Raw genomic sequence first — 20,687 nt, 5'->3', positions numbered from 1 at the left:
GTATATTAAACCTTAAAACCGATATTTTCAGATGATACTGTCAATTTTTTCGAGGGCGTTTCATTTTTGCAATTGTTCTGTCACGCGAGGGATACAGATCCTGAACCATGCCCCCTTGTCGGGATGGTTTTGCACAGTGATCGTACCGCAAAGTTGCTTAGTAATAATATTGAAAACAATGTTGAGACCTAAACCCGTTCCACCTTGTCCGCGTTTAGTCGTGAAAAACGGCTCAAAAATTTTGTCTAGGAATTCCTCGGGGATGCCGTGACCTTCATCCCGAAAATCAATGTAGACAGATGGCTCTGACAAACTCACATCAATGTGAATTTTTCCGTTCGTTCCTTCTGAAAACGCATGCGTAACGGCATTCATCGTCAAATTTGTGATCACCTGTGCAAGTAGTCCCGGATAACTATCCATATGAATGCTGCTGTGACCTGTTATATCAATACTTGCGTGTGCTTTTTTTAATGTGGGATTAAGACTGGTGGTGACGTCGTTTAAAAATTCAATTAATTCGAATTCGCGGCGCTGTTCGCTGGTTTGGTCAACCGCAACTTGTTTGAAGCTTTGTATCAAATGGGCTGCGCGTGCCGCGTTACTCATGATTAAGCGTGTGCTCTCGGTCGCAGTTGTGAGAAAAGCTGTCATGTCTGATTTGCGAATGTTGCCACCGGCCATATTTTTATTGATTTCCTGGCTGGCTTCGGACAGCACTGATGCGCTGGTCACGATGACACCAACGGGGGTATTGATTTCGTGTGCGATGCCTGCGACCAGACTACCCAGACTGGCCAGTTTTTCTGCTTGCAGAAGAGATTTTTGCGCGGCTTTCAGACTGATATAAGCTTCTTCTGTTTCTTTGGCGGCTGCGTGAGCTGCTTCTTCAGCCTGACGTTGTAAAACAATAATATTTTTTAAATTACGTAATACCAGATTGAAACCTCGTATCACTTTTCCGAATTCCTGGCTTTTAGATTCAGGTAATTCAGTCACAGCTTCTGCATCGTGAGAACTCAGTTCAAACAGGGCGCTTTGTAATAATCTGATTGGATCAAAGACAACTTTAAGGCTCAGTGTTAATGCAATAATCAAAATGATGTCGAGGATAAATATCTGTACCAATGTCAGGGTCAGATTTTCACGTAACTTCTTATCGATATAGTCATGAGAAAACGTGACAATTACTTCACCCAGAGCTTGAGGCGTGTGGTTGCCTTTAGACGCATCTCGTTTGGTGATCTCTGCAAACAATTTGGCACTTATCTGATACTGGTTAAATTCTTTGCTTATCGGGCCGTTTTGTTTGCTATTTCCTGATTTAGTGACATGGACAAAGCTCGCTTCTGGCATTTCGGTAGAACGTATCTCTACCGCACTGATGTCGACATTCTGGATTTCTGCTTTGGTGATTTTTTCTGCCGTGGATTCATCCATATTCCACAACGTTGATGGCAGCGATGTCTCGAGACGAGAAATGACTTCTTTTTGATGGGCAGTAAAGTTTTTTTCAAGCTCATCAGAAAGATGGGCGTATTCATAAATACCAAAAATAGCCAGTGTGACAGTGACGACAAAGATAAAAATTGAAATCAAGCGGAATCGAAGTGAATACATAATTGCACTTTCTTTTCTACGAATTTTGGATCAGCCTTTAATCTGAAAAGGATCTCCGCACACGTTGATTGGTGCCAGTTTCAAAAGATTTGCACTTCTTTGTATGACGCACTGAAAATGTTGTCTTCTTTAAATTATATCGATCTGCAAACTCTTGTCCAGCCAATCTTGTAGTTGCTTTCCGTAAAGTGGCTTACTTACCAGATAGCCTTGCATACAATCGCAACCCAGCTGTTGTAATATTGCCCGCTCTTGTTCCGTTTCTATGCCTTCAGCAATGACGCTGAGCTTGAGTCCGTGACCTAGCTCAATAATGGTTTTAACCAAGCGTTGTGTATCACTTAACTGATCAATATTGGTGACAAAACTACGATCAATTTTTAATTCATTGACGGGTAACTTTTGCAGGTAGGCAAGTGAAGAATAACCCGTGCCAAAGTCATCAATCGACAAACTAATTCCAGTCTGCCGCAATCTGTGGAGCAGTTCTATGGCACTGTCCGGATCTTCCATAATCCCACTCTCGGTTATTTCTATCCTCAAATGGTGTGGATCAACGTTATATTGCTTTAACAGACTCGCGACTCTGTCAGGGAAATTTTTGTCTCTTAAGTCATGCGTACTGACATTGACGGCAATGCTTAAATCTGGATGGATGTTTTTCCATTCTGCTAGTTTGATGACTGCGCTTTCCAACATCCAATCAGTAATGATGCCTATATAACCTGTGCTTTCAGCGAAGGGGACAAATTCTGCAGGCGAGATAAAACCGCGTGCTGGATGTTGCCAGCGAACCAGGGCTTCAAAGCCATAAACCTGTGCCGTTGATAATTTTATTTTCGGCTGTAACCACATCTGCAATTCATTGGACTTGACCGCAGTCCGTAGGTCAGACAGTAAGCTCAAATGGCTTAATCGTGACGCTTCCTGAGCGTCGCTATACCATGCAAGTTTTTTTGAACTACGCTTCGCGGCGTAAAGTGCAACTTCGGCATTTCTTAACAAATGGATCAAAGGCAAGGGTACTTCTGCTTGCAATGCAAAGCCATAAACCAGATCGACATCGACGGCGTAATTTTCACATTTGACCGGCTCATTATTGGCTTGATCAATACGCAAATAAATGTCTTCGATGGTAGTTTGATTTTTGCTAGGAATCATCACCGCAAATGATCCACCCGCTAACTTGACCAATAAGGGCACCGAGTCTATGTGAGAGGTAGCGATCACGTGTTGAATCCGTTGTGCTACATGCAGAATGACTGAGTCCCCTGTATCAAACCCCAATGTTTCGTTGACCGATTTTAAGCGTGCCAAATCCATCAAAATAATCGTGTACTCGTTTAAGTTGGCTTGCCCCATGGTTTTTAAAAGATAAGTTCGATTCGGCAGACCAGTAAGCCCATCAAAAAAAGCCAGGTGTTCAATGTCTTTTTCGCGAGAAGCAATTGCGTTTGACATGGTATTCAATGCTAATCCGACTTTAGCGATTTCTTCTGTGTTGCTAACTGGAATTTGTGTTTGATAATCACCGGCGGCAATCTTTAATGCACGGGTTTGCAATTGTTCTAAAGGACGCACAACACTGCGGGTCGTGATCCAGGCAAGCAATGCAGCAACTATAACCGCAAGAATAGATAATAAAATGGCGATAATCCCGGTCTTTTTTAGATCTTGTTGGGACTGGTTTTGGTGTTCGATAATTAAATCTTGTTCATTTTGCAATAGTCGAGATGAAATCGCTAACAGGGCGTTGAGTGACGGTTCTACCTCAGTGTAAAAGTTTTTGGTCGCTGCCTCCTGCCCCTCGTCTTCGAGCAGGTTGACGAGGTCAAGATACATTTTTTGATAAGCATCTCGACGTTGTTTGAGTAGCTTTAAATTATTTTGTTGGCTAGGGTCGTCAAGTGTGCGTTCTAATGTTGCGATCAAGCTGGTAATTTTTTTATTTTTTTCATCAACCAAGCCGTATTGTTGTTCGCGCTTATCTCTGGCGGCTGTGAGCAGTAGGGGGAGGGCATTACTGACGCTTTCGGTCAGCAATCCAAGTTCCTGTACAACCAGTAACTTACGCATATCCTCGTGCGCAAATTTATCCTCTAGTCGCATCATTTTATTTATTTGCCCTAAAGGCAATATTAATACAACAATAAATAAAGTGAGCAATATGCCATAGCTTAAAACCAGGCGCACACCGATGCGTCTGAGTTTGAAGGTACTTAAAAGATCTTTAAGAAAATTTGGCATAGGTTGAAAGCCGCTGACATGGTTGATCAAAGCAAATGAATGAAGGTCTAAAATGACCTATCTATAATAAATCAGTTGGCGTGGCTTCATTCGTTGAATTTAAAAAATTACAACTTTAAATACTTTCATGATCTTTAGGACTTACGCAAAATTGTCCCGGCAAGGAACGGCGACGACGACAGTACAAGGGTACGGCCAGGAGCTATAGCGCCGCTGGGGTGGTTTTGCGTAAGTTCTAATCTTAGAGCTTAGTCGACGAATTTGCCTAAACATTGCAAGCGTTGCAAAACTAATTCGCTGATAAGTTGCTCTGCATCATTAAAATCTTCCGGTTTTAGCGGACTATGACCGAGTACCAGACACATTTGCGTACTGAAATCCGCATATGACTGTGTCATTGCCCAGATCAGAAATAGAAGATGCGTAGGATTGACGGCAGCGATTTTTCCTTTGGCTATCCAGCCTTCGAAAACCGCAATATCTTTTTTCAGAAACGGAATGATTTTCTCTCTCATGCTTTCAGAATACGTTTGTGCTCCGCTGATGACTTCCATCGCATACACCCTTGAGGCATGTGGTTGCTCCTGAGAAAAACGAAGCTTCTCGCGGATGTAGCTCCGTAGCAAGTATTCAGGCTCCTGATCGGCGTCCGCCAGAATGTCCATACGTTCTAACCATTGGTCCAGCACCTGATCTAACACGGTTTGATAAAGCACTTGCTTATTCGCGTAGTAGTACAACAAGTTTTGCTTAGAAATACCCGCGCGTTCTGCAATTGTGGCAATCGAAGTACCGGCAAATCCTGACTCGGAAAAGACCTCAGTTGCACATTGCAATATGCGTGCTTCAATTTGGTCGCGTTGACTCAGGGATGTTTCTACGCGTTTATCCATGTTGTACTCCAGCGAGGAAGTGGCGTAACTGATCGCTATTGCCGTAGGCGATATTGAATCGGAACCAAGGGTAAGTGTGCGCATCTCCTGAGAAAAATTCATTTGGCGCGAGAATGATGCCTGCTTGCAATGCCTGTTTGGTGATTTCACTGGCATCGAGATGTGAATTTTTCCAGCCAGCGCTGATGAACATGCCACCGCGTGGCTCTGCTAATGGCGTCATGCCGACTTCCTGCAATACGTCCAACGTGCTGTTGCGCGAAATGTCTAAATGCCGTTTGAGTTTCTCTAGCATGCGTCTATACAGCCGCGAACTGATCGCATGGAGTACCGCGCGCTCATTGATTTCAGAGGTTGTAAGACCCGCCAGCATTTTTACGCGTAATAATTCACCGATCAGAGATTGAGACGCACAGACAGAACCTACCCTTAGCGTGGGGGACAGCGTTTTTGAAAAGCTACCGACTCGTATAACGCGCCGTAAGCCATCCATCGCCGCCAGCGATGGTTCTGGGCGAGTGCAGAGTTCACGGTAAATATCGTCCTCGACCAGCCAGAAATCAAATTGTTCTGCCAATGCTAATAAGCGATGCGCATGAGTTTGACTCAAGCTGGTACCGAGAGGGTTTTGCAGAACCGTATTGACGAACATGATTTTAGGCTGGTGCAGAATAGCTTTTTCAAGCAGCCCTTCGACATCTAAGCCGTTTTCATCCCGGCGTATCCCAATAGGAATACAGCCATGATGACGGATCAGCGACAATAAATTGCTGTAGCCAGGATTTTCTACAAACACCGTGTCACCCGGTTTGCAGAGGGTGCGCAAAATCAGGTCAAAGCCGTGCGTTGCACCGTGGGTGAGCAGGATTTGTTCAGCGTCTAAAGTGAATAGTTCCTGCGACAATTGCGTCGCTAAATGTTGGCGGAGACTAGGGAAGCCGAGTGGATTACCATACCCGCGCAAACGTTGAGTCGGAATCCGCATTGATTGTTTGAGTGCATCCAACAAAATATCGTCGCCATACCACTCTGGCGGTAACCATCCGGAACCAACCGGTAAAGCCGTCGATACTCCAGAATAGAGATCCGGACTCAGTGCATCCAGAACGGTCGTTAAGTTGCATGTGTTTGCCGTGGCAACTGGCGTTGGGTGCGCTGCAGGTTTACTTACAAAGTAACCCGAACCACGGCGCGAGATCAATAAGCCCAGCGTGATTAAGCGTTCATACGACTCGACTACGGTAAAGGTACTCACCGCGTTGCACTTGGCAAATTGCCTGACTGACGGCATTTTGCTACCGAGCGGTAACTGATTTTTCTGCACAAGGCGTGTGACTTCCTGAACGATTTGTTCAACCAGACTCGACTGACAACGCCTCACTAATGGTAGCTGTGGCCATTCTGATTGATGATCGTCCGCTATATCTTCGTGTGCAACTTCCATGCTTGGCTCCGGTTTTCGGTTGAGAGCAGGTTTTTTGTCGTTGAAATCGACGCTTTACCTGCTGCTACTAAACTGTATTGCTCAAAAAAACTGTACGGTTGGATGAAATTTTGCTGGCTGTATATGTCGTCAGTGCATATGCTTATCTAGGATTTCAACATATTTTTACCACTTGGTAAATTGTTTTCAGGAGAAACACATGCTAAGCAAGCAACAGCTCAATTCTTATTGGATGCCTTTTACGGCCAATCGTGACTACAAAGAAGCACCTCGTATTGTGGCTTCTGCCTCTGGGATGTTTTATCGCGATCAAAGCGGGCGCGAAATACTTGATGCCACGGCTGGGCTTTGGTGTGTGCCGCTCGGACATTCCCATCCGACTATCGTTAAAGCGGTGCAAGACGCCGTGGCGACCCTCGATTACGCACCAGCATTTCAAATGGGGCATCCGGCGGCGTTTGAGTTGGCTGAACAACTTATTGACTACAGCGGAAACAAGTTCGGCCAAGTGTTTTATACCAACTCTGGTTCGGAAGCGGTGGATACCGCTTTGAAAATGGTATTAGCTTATCACCGGGCTCGTGGTGAGGCCCAGCGTACCCGCTTCATCAGTCGTGAACGAGGCTATCACGGCGTGGGATTTGGCGGTATGTCCATCGGTGGATTGCCTGCCAACCGCAAACAATTTGCTAATTTGCTTGGTGGTGTTGATTATCTTCCACATACCCATAATCTGGAAAAAAATGCGTTCACCCGCGGCTTGCCTGAATACGGCACCCACCTGGCGGATGAGCTGGAACGCCTCGTTAATCTGCACGATGCTTCCAATATCGCCGCTGTCATCGTTGAACCGTTGTCCGGTTCCGCTGGTGTGATCTTACCGCCGAAAGGTTATCTGAAACGTTTGCGCGAGCTCTGCGATAAGCACGGTATCTTGCTGATCTTTGATGAAGTCATTACTGGTTTTGGTCGCATGGCGACACCGTTTGCTTCCGACTTTTTTGATGTACGTCCTGATCTGATGACCACTGCCAAAGGTTTGACCAATGGTGTGGTGCCTATGGGTGCTGTATTTAGTCATCAGAAAATTTACGATACCTTGATGGATAGTCCGGCAGGCATAGAACTGTTCCACGGCTATACCTATTCTGGCCACCCTTTGGCATGTGCCGCTGGTTTAGCGTCACTCAAGGTATTTAAAGAAGAAAAAGTACTTGAGCATGCGCAAAGCATGACGGCGTATTGGGAAGATGCGCTGCATTCATTGAAAGGCTTGCCGCATGTGATTGATCTGCGCAATGTCGGTCTGATCGGCGCAATTGAACTTGAATCTATCCCTGGTAAGGTCGGTGCGCGCGCGATGGCGGTCTATAAAAAAGCGTTTGCCGAAGGCGTATTGGTTCGCACCACAGGCGACATTATTGCGATGTCACCACCATTGATTTTAGAGAAAAAGCATATCGATCAATTATTTGGAAAACTGGCAGAAATTTTAAAAGCAGCTGCTTAAGGCTTTGCCGTAAAGCGCAAAGAATACTATCGAAGATTTTGAAGAGAAATATAACAACATGAGCCAATATCAAGTGCATCACTATATCAATGGTGAAATACATGAAAATATCGACAATCGCTTTGCCGATATTTTCAATCCCGCTCTCGGCACAGTGCAAGGTGCCGTGGCGCTGGGGACTGAGCATGAAGTGAAGATTGCCGTTGCCGCTGCTAAGCAAGCGTTTCCAGCATGGGCGAACACTCCCGCACTCAGCCGCGCCCGCATTCTGATGAGCTATCTGCAATTGCTGCAACAGCATACCGAAGAGTTTGCGCATTTGCTGACTAAAGAGCATGGCAAGACCCTCGCTGATGCACGCGGTGAGGTTGCTCGCGGTATCGAAGTGGTTGAATTTGCGATCGGTATTCCACAGTTACTCAAAGGCGAATATTCCGAGCAGATCGCACGCGGGATCGATGCTTGCAGTATGCGTCAACCTTTAGGTGTTGTTGCCGGCATAACGCCGTTTAACTTTCCGGTGATGGTGCCCATGTGGATGTTTCCGATTGCGCTGGCGTGTGGCAATACCTTTGTCCTGAAACCGTCTGAGCGCGATCCGTCGGCTTCTTTATTGCATGCAAAATTATTGCAAGAGGCTGGTTTGCCTAAAGGTGTGTTTAACGTAGTGCAGGGCGACAAAATCGTGGTGGATGCTTTGCTTGATCATCCCGATGTGCAGGCGATCAGCTTTGTCGGTTCAACGCCCATTGCGCAAGCCATTTATGCGCGTGGTTGCGCCAATGGCAAGCGCGTACAAGCTTTGGGCGGCGCTAAAAATCACATGGTTGTGATGCCCGATGCAGATCTGAATATGGCAGTGGATGCACTGATGGGTGCGGCATACGGATCTGCTGGTGAACGTTGCATGGCAATTTCAGTCGCAGTGGCCGTAGGGTCCGCAGCTGACGCGTTGGTCGACGCGATGGCGGCGCGTGTAAAAGCACTCAAAATCAATAATGGCCTGGTGGAAGACGCTGAGATGGGACCGGTCATTACTCATGCTGCCAAACAGCGTATCGAAGGCCTGATCAGCGAGGGCGTTGCGCAAGGAGCAAAACTGGTCGTTGATGGACGCAACCACGTCGTACCAGGGTGCGAGCAAGGATTTTTTACTGGCGGTAGTCTGTTTGACCACGTGACAACAGACATGAGCATCTACCAGCAAGAGATTTTTGGCCCGGTGTTATGTGTGGTGCGGGTACCAGATATGGCAGCCGCCGCAGAACTGATCAATCAGCATGAATACGGCAATGGTGTTGCAGTATTTACCGCGGACGGCGGCACGGCACGTGAATTTGTCCGCATGATTCAAGTCGGTATGGTCGGTGTCAACGTTCCACTGCCCGTGCCTATGGCATTCCATAGCTTCGGTGGTTGGAAGCGAAGTTTATTTGGAGACCATCATATTTATGGACCAGAAGGCGTGCGCTTTTATACACGCGTCAAAGCAGTGATGCAGCGTTGGCCAGACAGTATGTCAAAAGGGGCGGAATTCTCCTTCCCGCAAATGAAATAAACCGCGATCTGGAAAACGCTCTATCGATCTGTTTTTTATCGGTTTTAAGTTTGTTTATTCGTTGCATGGATTGTTGATGCATGCAACACGGATTTGTATTTTTTGTTGTATCTGAACATTGTTTAACTGGAGCCACCCATGTTGGAAGCCCTGAAACATCTCACCGCAGCAAATACGCGTCCAGAAGAACTGGCCGCGCAGTTTAGTGATCTTCATCCTGCTTTAAACAGCCGTCAGGCGGTAATAGAAAGCGAGCGTTGTTTGTATTGTTATGACGCACCTTGTAGCCGCATATGCCCTTCTGAAATTGATGTGCCCAGTTTTATTCAGAATATTGCCGTCGGCAATATCAATGGCGCAGCCAAAGGCATTTTGCAACAAAACATTTTAGGTGCGAGTTGTGCCCGTGTTTGCCCCACAGAAATTTTGTGTGAACACGCTTGTGTGCGCAATCACGATGACGAAGGTGCGCCAGTAAAAATCGGTCTGTTACAAAGATATGCATTGGATCACATGAATTTTACGCAGCATCCATTTACGCGTGCCGCAACAACCGGTAAAAAAATCGCTATTGTTGGCGCGGGTCCCGCGGGTTTATCTTGCGCTCACAAGCTGGCGACCTTAGGTCATGAGGTCGTGATTTTTGAAGCGCAAAAAAAATCCGGCGGACTGAACGAATATGGGATTGCGAAATACAAATTAACCGGCGACAGCGCACAACGTGAAGTTGATTTTCTGTTGCAGGTAGGTGGTATCAGTGTGAAGCACGAACAAAAACTTGGTGCCAATTTACACCTTGAACAATTGCGGCGCGACTTTGATGCTGTGTTCCTTGCACTGGGATTGGGGGTGAGTCGTGAGCTGGGTCTGACGGGAGAAGACGCCCCGGGTCTGATGGCGGCGGTGGATTACATTGCAGAATTACGTCAGACCGACGACTTAAGTCAATTACCAGTCCCTGCGCAATGTGTCGTGATCGGAGCAGGTAATACCGCCATCGATATGGCGGTGCAAATCGCCCGTTTAGGTGCGCAACAAGTCACACTGGTGTATCGCCGTAGTGCGCAACACATGTCGGCGACTTTGCATGAGCAAGAGATCGCCAAAGCCAATCAGGTCAGAATCGTAACCTGGGCACAACCTCAGCAGGTGTTGTTTGATTTTGCTGGCAACGTGTCGGGAATGCGCTTTGAGAAGACGCATGAAGTCAACGGAAAATTACAAGCCACCGGAGAAACATTGGATATCCCCGCTCAAGCGGTTTTCAAAGCCATCGGCCAAAGCCTTGATGTAGCAAGCCTCAACGATCCGATTGCCCACGACGTGAAGCGCGAGAAAGACAAAATCTGGGTCGACGATCACTATCGTACCAGTTTATCTAAGGTCTACGCCGGAGGCGATTGCATTGCGCCGGGGCAAGATCTGACTGTGCAAGCGGTACAACATGGCAAGCTGGCAGCGCTGGCAATCAATGACGACTTGAAAGCGAAGGTGTGAAATGGCGGATCTCTCAATCAATTTTGCTGGTATCGAAGCGCCAAACCCTTTCTGGCTAGCCTCTGCACCACCGACCGACAAAGCGTATAACGTTGTGCGCGCGTTTGAAGCGGGATGGGGCGGTGTGGTCTGGAAAACGCTGGGTGAAGATCCTGCACCAGTCAATGTTTCTTCACGTTATTCCGCGCATTATGGAAAAAATCGTGAAGTCATTGGTTTTAATAATATTGAACTGATTACTGATCGCAGTCTGGAATTAAACCTACAAGAAATTACTCAGGTAAAAAAAGATTGGCCGGATCGCGCAATGATCGTTTCATTGATGTTTCCGTGCGAAGAAGAAAGTTGGAAGCGCGTCCTGCCTTTGGTAGAAGCAACTGGCGCAGACGGGATTGAATTAAACTTCGGTTGCCCACATGGGATGCCAGAACGCGGCATGGGTGCAGCGGTGGGGCAGGTGCCAGAATACGTCGAAATGATCACCCGCTGGTGTAAAAAATATTGCTCTTTGCCGGTGATTGTAAAGCTGACTCCGAATATTACTGACGTGCGTATTCCTGCACGTGCAGCATTGGCAGGTGGTGCGGATGCGGTGTCGTTGATCAATACCATTAATTCCATCACCTCTATCGATCTGGATCAGATGATAGCGCGTCCTATCGTCGGCATGCAAAGCACGCATGGTGGTTATTGCGGCAGTGCGGTGAAGCCGATTGCACTGAACATGGTGGCAGAAATTGCACGCGATCCGGCAACCAAAGGTTTGCCTATCTCCGGTATCGGTGGCATTGGAAATTGGCGCGATGCTGCTGAGTTTCTGGCGTTAGGTGCTGGTTCTGTGCAGGTGTGCACTGCTGCAATGTTGCATGGTTTCCGTATCGTCAAAGAGATGAGCGACGGTTTGTCACGCTGGATGGATGAAAAAGGTTATGAACGTATCAGCGACTTTTCTGGTAAAGCGGTTGCAAATACAACTGATTGGAAATATCTGGACATGAATTATCAAGTCATCGCTGAGATTGATCAGGATAAATGCATACAGTGTGGTCGTTGCTACATCGCTTGCGAAGATACTTCGCATCAATCGATTTCCCAATTGATCAGCGCTGAAGGTGCCCGTCGTTACGAGGTAAAGGCAGAAGAATGCGTCGGCTGTAATTTATGTCAGATTACCTGCCCCGTAGAACAATGTATCACTATGGTTCCGCAAGCAACTGGTAAGTCGTATATGAACTGGACGCAAGACCCACGTAATCCACGTGCTGTAATTTAATCAGAGCTTCCTTGGTATTGTAGATTCCTGAGTTTGATCTTGTGCATGCCAGAACTGACGCAAACCTATGCCTGGTAATGCGTCGGTTCTGCTTAAAAAAATAAAATCGGATACATACAAAATTCGCCTTGTAAGTTGTCATAATCTGGCAAGGACGATTTTGTGAAAGTCCTGAAAAAAAGAGAAAAACGCCTGCCCTTTGGCTGGAATAGAGCTTGCTAGTCTATTGAGACGTAAGTCCGGGGTACAAGTTTTTTCAATACATCCATCTGGAGGGGAATTTATGCATACCGAAAGCAGTCAACTATGGAATGAGGATCTGGCACCGACTTCCGAAGCACAGCGTACCTGGCGCTGGTATCACTTTGCGGCTTTATGGGTGGGAATGGTCATGTGCATTCCGGCTTATACGCTGGCAGCGAGTCTGATCGAAGGCGGCATGTCTGGTTATCAGGCGGTGTTATGCGTCTTCATTGCCAATGCAATTGTGTTGATTCCTATGCTGCTGATCGGTCATGCCGGGGCTAAATATGGTATTCCTTACGCAGTATTAGCGCGCACTTCATTTGGTGTTCGAGGAGCACGCTTGCCTGCGTTGATGCGCGCAATTGTCGCTTGCGGCTGGTACGGCATCCAGACCTGGTTTGGTGGGCAAATGATTTATACCCTGGGGGGTGTTTTACTCGGTCATCCTTTAGGGCAAGACAAAATCGCTGGTCTTGGCATCAATGCCGCGCAATTGGTGTGTTTTCTGATTTTTTGGGGCATACAATTTTGGTACATTTTTCATGGCATGGATGCGATACGCAAGCTGGAAACCTATACCGCACCGTTGAAAATTTTGATCTGCTTTGTATTGCTGGGGTGGGTGTATAACAAAGCGGGTAGCTTTGGCCCTATCCTGGATCAGCCTTCGCAGTTTATTGAGGGGGGTAAAAAAGCAGGTCAATTCTGGAGCACATTTTGGCCGTCCCTGACCGCGATGATCGGTTTTTGGGCAACGCTGGCTTTGAATATTCCTGATTTCACCCGCTTTGCCAAATCGCAGCGTGATCAGGTATTAGGACAAACGATCGGTTTGCCTGCACCTATGGGGTTGCTGGCATTGTTAGCCGTGATTGTGACCTCCGCGACCGTGGTTCTGTACGGCAAGGCTTTGTGGGATCCGGTGGATCTGGCGAGTCGCATGACGGGTGGCGCGGTGTTGATCGCGCTGGTTATTTTGTTAATTGATACCGTCTCGGTCAATCTGGCGGCCAATCTGGTTGGACCTGCCTACGATTTTTCTGCATTGAACCCGCAATTAATTTCTTATAAAACTGGTGGCTACATCACGGCTGGTATCGCTTTGGTGATGATGCCATGGAAGATACTTGAAACCACGCAAGGCTATATTTTCACCTGGTTGATCGGCTACTCCGCCTTGCTCGGACCCATCGCCGGGATTTTGATTATCGATTACTACTTTATCCGTAAGACGCAAATTAAGGTCGATGATTTGTACCTGGAACAAGGTATCTATCAATACACAAATGGTTGGAATTTTGCGGCGGTGATTGCGTTTGTTATTGGTGTGTTGCCAAATATTCCCGGATTTTTGAATGCCGCATTTCCGGCAGCTTTTCCCGATATACCTGAACTCCTCAAAACCATCTATACCTATGCTTGGTTTGTCGGATTGGCTTTATCGGGTATTGTGTATTTCGGTCTGATGAGTAGTAAAGCGAATAATGCGATGGTAGCGACGGCGCATTCTTAAAAACGTTTAATTGCAAAAAATGCCGTTGCCTAATCAGGTGACGGCAATCTGAGTTTTGAGTAGCTAAAGAATCCGGGAGTGACGATGAGCATCTTGATACGTGGTGGTGTCGTAGTGAATGCGGACCGAGAGTTCCGTGCCGATGTACTGTGTGATAACGGGAAAATCATTGCCGTTGGTGAGCATCTGCCAACGCCCTTAGGCGCCGAGGTCATTGAGGCCGACGGTTTGTATGTGATGCCAGGCGGCATTGACCCGCACACCCACATGCAATTGCCGTTTATGGGTACTGTCACGCAAGATGATTTTTTTAGTGGCACCGCCGCTGGTCTTGCAGGTGGTACCACCAGTATTATTGATTTTGTGATTCCTAATCCACAACAAAGTCTGATGGACGCCTTCCATACCTGGCGTGGTTGGGCTGAGAAATCTGCTTCGGATTACTCATTTCACGTTGCTGTTACCTGGTGGGATGACAGTGTGCATGCTGATATGGGCAAGCTGGTCAATGAACATGGCGTGAATAGTTTCAAGCATTTCATGGCGTATAAAAACGCGATCATGGCGGATGACGAGATTTTGGTCAAAAGTTTTAGCCGTGCCTTGGAACTTGGGGCCATGCCAACCGTCCATGCAGAAAACGGCGAGCTGGTATATCTGTTGCAGCAAGAGTTGCTGAAAAAAGGACAGACGGGGCCTGATGCACATCCACTGTCGCGCCCACCCGTTGTCGAAGGCGAAGCGGCACAACGCGCAATTGCGATTGCCAATGTACTCAATACGCCGCTGTACATCGTCCACGTCTCTTGCCGCGAATCTCTCGATGCAATCACTCGCGCACGTGCTAGCGGACAACGCGTCTTTGGCGAAGTGCTGGCGGGTCATCTGACCATCGACGATAGCGTCTACCAACATCCTGATTTTGCACAAACAGCAGGTCATGTAATGAGCCCGCCATTCCGCAGCAGCAGTCACCAACAAGCACTCTGGCAAGGGTTGCAAGGCGGTAATTTACATACGACAGCAACCGATCATTGTACGTTTTGCGCCGAGCAAAAAGCCGCCGGAAAAAATGACTTCACTAAAATTCCAAACGGTTGCGGCGGCATCGAAGAACGCATGATGGTGTTATGGGATGCTGGTGTGAATTCGGGGCGATTGACACCATCCGAATTTGTTAAAGTCACGTCCGCTAATTGTGCCCAGATTTTTAATATCTACCCACGTAAGGGTGTGATCGCGGTCGGGGCTGATGCAGATATCGTTTTGTGGGATGCGCATGCCAGCAAAACTTTATCGGCAAAAACACAATTTTCCAAAGGTGACTTTAATGTCTTTGAAGGGCGCACTGTCAAAGGCGTACCAACTCACACCATCAGCAATGGCAAACTGGTGTTCAAATTGGGGCAACTTATGGCGCAAACGGGCGCGGGTAACTATCTCAAACGGCCACCATTTTCTGCGATGTTTGGTGCGCTAAATAAAATGCGCGAATCTGGAAAACAGGCTTAATCAAAGACGAATTAGGAGTGCAACATGGCTGTAGCATTACGTGATTTACGGATTAATGGTGATCGTCTTTGGGCTTCGTTAATGGAACTGGCACAAATAGGTGCGACGGCAAAAGGCGGCGTCAAACGGCTGGCACTGAGCGATCTGGATAAACAGGGGCGCGATTTAGTCGTTTCGTGGGGCAAACAAGCAGGTATGACGGTGACCGTGGATAAAATTGGCAATGTCTTCATGCGCAGAGCCGGGCGCAATGCGGCATTGCCGCCAGTGATGTCCGGCAGTCATATTGACACCCAACCTACGGGCGGCAAATTTGATGGCAATTACGGCGTGTTGGCGGCATTGGAAGTGGTGCGCACTTTGAATGATCATCAGATACAAACCGAAGCACCTATCGAAGTCGCCTTCTGGACGAATGAAGAGGGCTCTCGCTTTGTGCCGGTCATGATGGGTTCAGGTGTGTTTTGCGGTGCTTTTACGCTCGAACATGCGTATGCTGCGAAGGACATCGACGGCAAGACTGTCGCCGACGAACTGGCGCGTATCGGTTATCTCGGAACAGAAAAACCAGGGCAACATCCTATTGGTGCCTATTTTGAGGCGCATATAGAACAAGGCCCGGTATTGGAAGATGCCGATAAAGTAATTGGTGTCGTGCCCGGTGTTCTGGGGTTGTCGTGGTACGACTGCGTGGTCACTGGTATGGAAGCGCATGCAGGCCCGACCCCGATGGGATTGCGCAAAGACGCCTTGCAGGTTGCTACGCACATTATGCAAGAGGTGGTGAATATCGGAAATCGCTATCCACCGTATGGTCGCGGTACGGTTGGAATGGTGCAGGTGTTTCCGAACAGCCGCAATGTGATTCCAGGTGAAGTGAAATTTAGTATTGATCTGCGCAACGTCTCAACCGACTTGCTTGACACGATGCACAATGAGATTCTGGCCTATGTCGATAGCCGTAGCCGTAGTTCCGGTCTGAAAATCAGTATAGAGCGTGTTTCCTATTTTCCACCTTGCCCATTCCACCCTGAGTGTGTAGATGCAGTGCGTAAAGCAACCGCAAACCTCGGTTATAGCACGATGGATGTGGTTTCCGGGGCAGGTCATGATGCAATTTACGCCGCACGTCTGGCACCAGCAGGGATGATTTTTGTACCCTGTAAAGACGGTATCAGTCATAATGAAATTGAAGACGCTAAGGCGGAACATCTAAGTGCTGGCTGCAACGTGTTATTACATGCAATGCTGGAGCGCGCACAACCCGTGGTCTAGCCCATCTGATCAACGTTGGTTTAGTGGCGATAGCGGTTCATTGAATGGTAATTTAATTGGAGTCATTCCAGCATTAGATACAGATTGAAACGCTATTTGTCACCCCTTAATTTTCGCAGAGAAAGTGAGATGCAATTACATATTCCAACACTCAAAACGCCCCGGCTGGCGTTGGTACCACCGGATTCCTCCCATCTGGCAAATTACCTCGCGGCATATGGCGATGCTGAAGTAATGTCTCATATAGGTGGGCCAATGGATGCCGACCAGGTATTTGAGATGATGGCACGACAAATTGGTCACTGGGCGTTGCGAGGATTTGGTGGCTGGTCAGTACAGTTACGCGATAGTGGTGCCATCATAGGGCGGCTGGGCTTACTGCGGCACGAGGGCGCTGTTGATATCGAAATTGGCTGGGTACTCGGGCGTGAAAGTTGGAAGAAAGGTTACGCAACAGAGGGCGCGCAAGTGGCGCTGGCGTTTGGCTTTGATGTGGTCGGTGCGAAGCAAATATCAGCACACATCGCGCCCGGAAACGCGGGCTCGATTGCTGTGGCGACTAAGCTGGGCATGCGGCTGGATACTGCCAGGTCAGTGCCAGAAACAAATGTTTATGTTCTTACTGCCGACGAATTTAATTGATCTGAAATGCGCAGTATCGTGACTTTACTACACGAAATCTGTTGAAACGTCGAACAACTGAGCTTCCATAATGTCTGCCAACGCAACGCCGTGCATATTATTTTCTTCACGTAATTGCACCGCAATATGGCTACGGTTGGTTGTCGATTTATTCTGGCTGGTTTTCCATTTGCCAACTAATCGTGTAATCGGGATTTCAATGCCCACGATTTGCGCCATCATATTTTCAATGTATTCCGGTGGTGCATCTGCGACCGCCCATGGCTTTGGGCGTGTCGATTCAAAATGCTCGGTGAGTTGTGTGAGTAAGCTCAGAAATTGTGCGCTGTCTTCCACCACGTTGATTTTTCCATGAACATGAACAACCGCGTAGTTGTATGTTGGCACAACCGCGCCTGTTTGTTTTTTTTCTTCGTACCAGCCAGGGGTAATGTAAGCCGATGGACCCTGAAAAATCAGCAGAACCGGTTCGCGATTTTGCCATACCGGATTAGCGCGCGCGACGTGGCCGAGTAACTTACCGAGCGGTGCATCCGCCGTTGGTGGGGTAATGATGAACGGAATATGATTGGCGGTCATGCCATCCGCTTCCAAACTAACCATGCTGGCAAGCGGGTGTTGATGGATGAGATCATGTAAGACGTCGAGGCGCTCTTCAGAAAAATGGGCAGGCATGTACATAATGAGTTACTCCGGAATAATCGTGACATCAGCGCGCAAGGAATTGGCGATATAACAGTGTTCGTGAGACAAGTGATGGAGTGCATCGATTTGTTCTTTCGACGGCAGTTTGCTACCCGAAAATCGTGATTGCGGATGCAGGTCTATGCGCGCAATAAAGTGTCTGCCATTTTCATTTTTCTCCATGAAGCCGATAGCCTGATCGTGATAACTATCGACGATATATCCTTGCTTTTGCGCAAAGCTAAGAAAAAACAACATATGACAGCTAGCTAGTTCTGCGACTAAGGCTTCTTCGGGATCGACATTCGCGGCAATCGACATAGGTAAAGGTACAGAGCTGGGTGCAGAAGAGGCAGGAACCGTTTGTCCACCGTCGAATTTCCATTCGTGTCCGCGGCTGTAACGGTTGTCTGTAAATACTTGTTCGCCACGCTGCCACACCACTTCAGCTCGATATTGTCCCATGGGGTTACCCTATTCGAACGATAAAAAAGAACGATCAGTGTACGTCAAAAATGAATTTCTCAGAATCGGATAGTAGGGCACAACCCGGGCTGTGATTGCGTTTACACGGATTTGGTGGGTGGCACCCACCTTACAACATCCCCGTTTCATGATTGTAATGAAACGGGGGCGAGAGATTACCAGATGGTCGTTCTCTTCTCTGGTGCTACATACATCTTATCGCCTTCTTTGACACCAAAAGCGGAGTAGAAGCCTGGTAGGTTAGTCAAAGGGGCATTGCCACGTACTTCTGCCGGAGAATGCGGATCAATGCTGATTAAACGAATCGTTTCTGCATCACGTGCTTTGCCACGCCAGACTTGTGCCCAACCCATGAACAGACGCTGATCGCCAGTGTAGCCATCAATGACTGGCGCGGGTTTGCCGCCTAACGAGATCTGATACGCTTTGTAGGCGATCGCTAAACCAGAGTTATCCGCAATGTTTTCTCCTAGTGTCAGCTTGCCATTGACGTTATAACCTGGCAAAGGGCTATAGGCATCGTATTGCGCGACCAATGCGCTGGTGAGCTTACTGAAGTTTTCCTTGTCCTCTTTGGTCCACCAGTTACGCAAATTACCGTCACCATCCGATTGGCTACCGGAATCATCAAAACCATGGCTGATTTCGTGACCGATCACTGCACCGATACCGCCGTAATTGACAGCGTCGTCTGCAGCTGGATTGAAGAATGGCGGTTGTAAAATTGCCGCAGGGAAGACGATTTCGTTTTGACGTGAATTGTAATACGCATTCACCGTTTGCGGACTCATACCCCATTCTTTGCGATCAACTGGTTTGCCGAGTTTGGCGATCTCGCGTTGATGTTCAAAGCTACGGCTGCGCATGATATTGCCAACCAAATCATTGGCTTTGATTTGCAAAGCACTATAGTCGCGCCATTGGTCAGGATAAGCGATTTTTGGCGTGAATTTGGAAAGTTTGACCAAGGCTTCTTTTTTAGTCTCTGGGCTCATCCAGGTCAAAGTTTCTATGCTTTGCTTGTAGGCTTCGATCAGGTTATTCACCAATTTTTGCATACGTGCTTTATTTTCCGGCGGGAAGTACTTGGCGACGTAGAGTTCACCTAAGGCTTCAGACAGGCTTTCTTCAACACGTGCTACGCCGCGTTTCCAACGTGGTTGGTTTTCTGGAATACCGCGCAAAGTTACGCTGGAAAATCCAAAATCTTCGTCGACAAAACGTTGGGACAAGAAAGGTGCGTAAGCATCCAGTACTTTCCATTTGTAATAGGATTTCCAGACAGCCACCGGTGTGTCATTGATGATTTTTATCATACCGGTTAAGAAGCTAGGCTGACGTACGATAACGTAATTAACTTTGTTACCGACACCAGTTCCGGCAAAATAACTGGTCCAGTTAAAATCTGGCGTCAGTTCCGCTAATTGAGAGAGCTGGATTTTGTTATAGGTATTGATAGGATTACGGTTCTCGACCTTTGTCCATTGGATAGTGGCGATTTGTGTTTCGAGTGCGAGAATATCAGCAGCAGCTTTATCCGCATTCTTTTCACCACTCATGGCCAACATTTTTTCTACGTGTTTGACGTAGGCATCCCGGAAAGCTTTGAATTTCGGGTCGTCTTTCAAATAGTAGTCGCGATCAGGTAAGCTCAGACCACCCTGGCTGACGTAGACTGCATAAGTACTGGAGTCACGTGCATCCTGTCCTACACCAGAGTTGACTGGCAGTGATACGCCAAGTTGCGACAATTGTGCGATCAGTGCCGGAAAATCTTCTTTTTTTGCCAGTGCATTTATTTGTTTGAAGGTAGCCGTCAAAGGTTTGATATCAAGCGCATTTGCTTGCTTCTCGTCCATGAAACTATTGTATAGATCGGCTATTTTTTGTTGATTGCTGCCGGCTTTGAGTGACTTATTTTTGGCTAATCCGGTGATGATGTCGCGTGAACTTTGTTCAGATAAATCACGTAACTGGTCGAACGAACCAAAGCGTGCACGATCGGCAGGAATTTCAGCGGTAGCCAGCCATTTACCGGACATAAATTTAAAAAAATCATCTTGCGGACGCACGCCTGTGTCTTGCCATTGCAGGTCCATGCCTGAATTCAGCGCCGAGGCATTAGTGGTGGTCATTGCGCTAGCTGGCGTTGATGTATCGGCCAATGCGAGTTGTGTTCCACCAAAAGAAAATGTAGCAAGAACAGCCAAAGATAGCAGTGTACGTTGCATGAAATAATCCCCAAGAAATTGTTTGTAATTATATGAAATAAAATCGCTGGAATAGC

At 47.5% G+C, this 20,687-nt stretch carries 15 protein-coding genes; 8 read left to right on the top strand and 7 right to left on the bottom strand.

The annotated features are described in order from the left end of the window. Positions 1-60: 60 nt before the first annotated feature. From ACO0KY_RS03570 to ACO0KY_RS03555, 4 genes are all read right to left on the bottom strand, one after another. Positions 61-1,620 carry a sensor histidine kinase gene (locus ACO0KY_RS03570; protein ID WP_423044331.1) on the bottom strand — a complete coding sequence of 520 codons (1,560 nt, stop codon included), beginning with the start codon at positions 1,618-1,620 and terminating at the stop codon, positions 61-63. Between the two features lie 129 nt (positions 1,621-1,749). Then, complete coding sequence (locus ACO0KY_RS03565) at positions 1,750-3,867, bottom strand: EAL domain-containing protein (RefSeq protein WP_423044329.1); 2,118 nt, start codon at positions 3,865-3,867, stop codon at positions 1,750-1,752. 248 nt (positions 3,868-4,115) lie between these two features. Further along, complete coding sequence (locus ACO0KY_RS03560; RefSeq protein ID WP_423044327.1) at positions 4,116-4,760, bottom strand: TetR family transcriptional regulator C-terminal domain-containing protein; 645 nt, start codon at positions 4,758-4,760, stop codon at positions 4,116-4,118. Then, complete coding sequence (locus ACO0KY_RS03555; protein WP_423044325.1) at positions 4,753-6,204, bottom strand: PLP-dependent aminotransferase family protein; 1,452 nt, start codon at positions 6,202-6,204, stop codon at positions 4,753-4,755. Before ACO0KY_RS03555 ends, ACO0KY_RS03560 begins: the two co-directional genes overlap by 8 nt. A gap of 199 nt (positions 6,205-6,403) precedes the next feature. Between ACO0KY_RS03555 and ACO0KY_RS03550 the strand changes: the two genes are divergently transcribed. The 8 genes from ACO0KY_RS03550 (at position 6,404) to ACO0KY_RS03515 (ending at position 17,230) form a co-directional block, all read left to right on the top strand. After that, entirely contained in the window at positions 6,404-7,714 is a 1,311-nt protein-coding gene (locus tag ACO0KY_RS03550) for an aspartate aminotransferase family protein (protein WP_423044323.1), read from the top strand. Positions 7,715-7,772: 58 nt separating this feature from the next. Beyond that, positions 7,773-9,272 carry a CoA-acylating methylmalonate-semialdehyde dehydrogenase gene (locus tag ACO0KY_RS03545; protein ID WP_423044321.1) on the top strand — a complete coding sequence of 500 codons (1,500 nt, stop codon included), beginning with the start codon at positions 7,773-7,775 and terminating at the stop codon, positions 9,270-9,272. A gap of 138 nt (positions 9,273-9,410) precedes the next feature. Continuing rightward, positions 9,411-10,769, top strand: a complete 1,359-nt coding sequence (locus tag ACO0KY_RS03540) for an NAD(P)-dependent oxidoreductase (protein WP_423044319.1) — start codon at positions 9,411-9,413, stop codon at positions 10,767-10,769. A gap of 1 nt (position 10,770) precedes the next feature. Further along, a complete protein-coding gene (preA, locus tag ACO0KY_RS03535) occupies positions 10,771-12,042 on the top strand; it encodes an NAD-dependent dihydropyrimidine dehydrogenase subunit PreA (protein ID WP_423044317.1) in 1,272 nt (423 codons plus the stop codon). 283 nt (positions 12,043-12,325) lie between these two features. After that, positions 12,326-13,801, top strand: coding sequence for an NCS1 family nucleobase:cation symporter-1 (locus ACO0KY_RS03530; RefSeq protein WP_423044315.1), 1,476 nt, complete (start codon positions 12,326-12,328; stop codon positions 13,799-13,801). Positions 13,802-13,885: 84 nt separating this feature from the next. Next, a complete protein-coding gene (gene hydA, locus ACO0KY_RS03525) occupies positions 13,886-15,313 on the top strand; it encodes a dihydropyrimidinase (protein WP_423044313.1) in 1,428 nt (475 codons plus the stop codon). A 24-nt stretch (positions 15,314-15,337) separates the two neighbouring features. Further along, positions 15,338-16,588, top strand: coding sequence for a Zn-dependent hydrolase (locus tag ACO0KY_RS03520; RefSeq protein WP_423044311.1), 1,251 nt, complete (start codon positions 15,338-15,340; stop codon positions 16,586-16,588). A gap of 129 nt (positions 16,589-16,717) precedes the next feature. Beyond that, positions 16,718-17,230, top strand: a complete 513-nt coding sequence (locus ACO0KY_RS03515; protein WP_423044309.1) for a GNAT family N-acetyltransferase — start codon at positions 16,718-16,720, stop codon at positions 17,228-17,230. 27 nt (positions 17,231-17,257) lie between these two features. On the opposite strand, the gene ACO0KY_RS03510 is transcribed toward ACO0KY_RS03515, so the two are convergent. From ACO0KY_RS03510 to ACO0KY_RS03500, 3 genes are all read right to left on the bottom strand, one after another. Then, a complete protein-coding gene (locus ACO0KY_RS03510) occupies positions 17,258-17,905 on the bottom strand; it encodes an FMN-binding negative transcriptional regulator (protein ID WP_423044306.1) in 648 nt (215 codons plus the stop codon). A 12-nt stretch (positions 17,906-17,917) separates the two neighbouring features. Next, positions 17,918-18,379, bottom strand: coding sequence for an OsmC family protein (locus ACO0KY_RS03505; protein WP_423044304.1), 462 nt, complete (start codon positions 18,377-18,379; stop codon positions 17,918-17,920). Between the two features lie 176 nt (positions 18,380-18,555). Continuing rightward, positions 18,556-20,631: a M13 family metallopeptidase gene (locus ACO0KY_RS03500; RefSeq protein ID WP_423044302.1), complete on the bottom strand. Its 2,076-nt coding sequence runs from the start codon at positions 20,629-20,631 to the stop codon at positions 18,556-18,558. Between the last annotated feature and the right edge of the window lie 56 nt (positions 20,632-20,687).

It is taken from the genome of Undibacterium sp. Dicai25W (assembly GCF_049340505.1).
GTDB lineage: Bacteria > Pseudomonadota > Gammaproteobacteria > Burkholderiales > Burkholderiaceae_D > Undibacterium > Undibacterium jejuense.
Note: the sequence above shows the minus strand (reverse complement) of the source record. Positions and strands in the feature narration are given on the sequence as shown.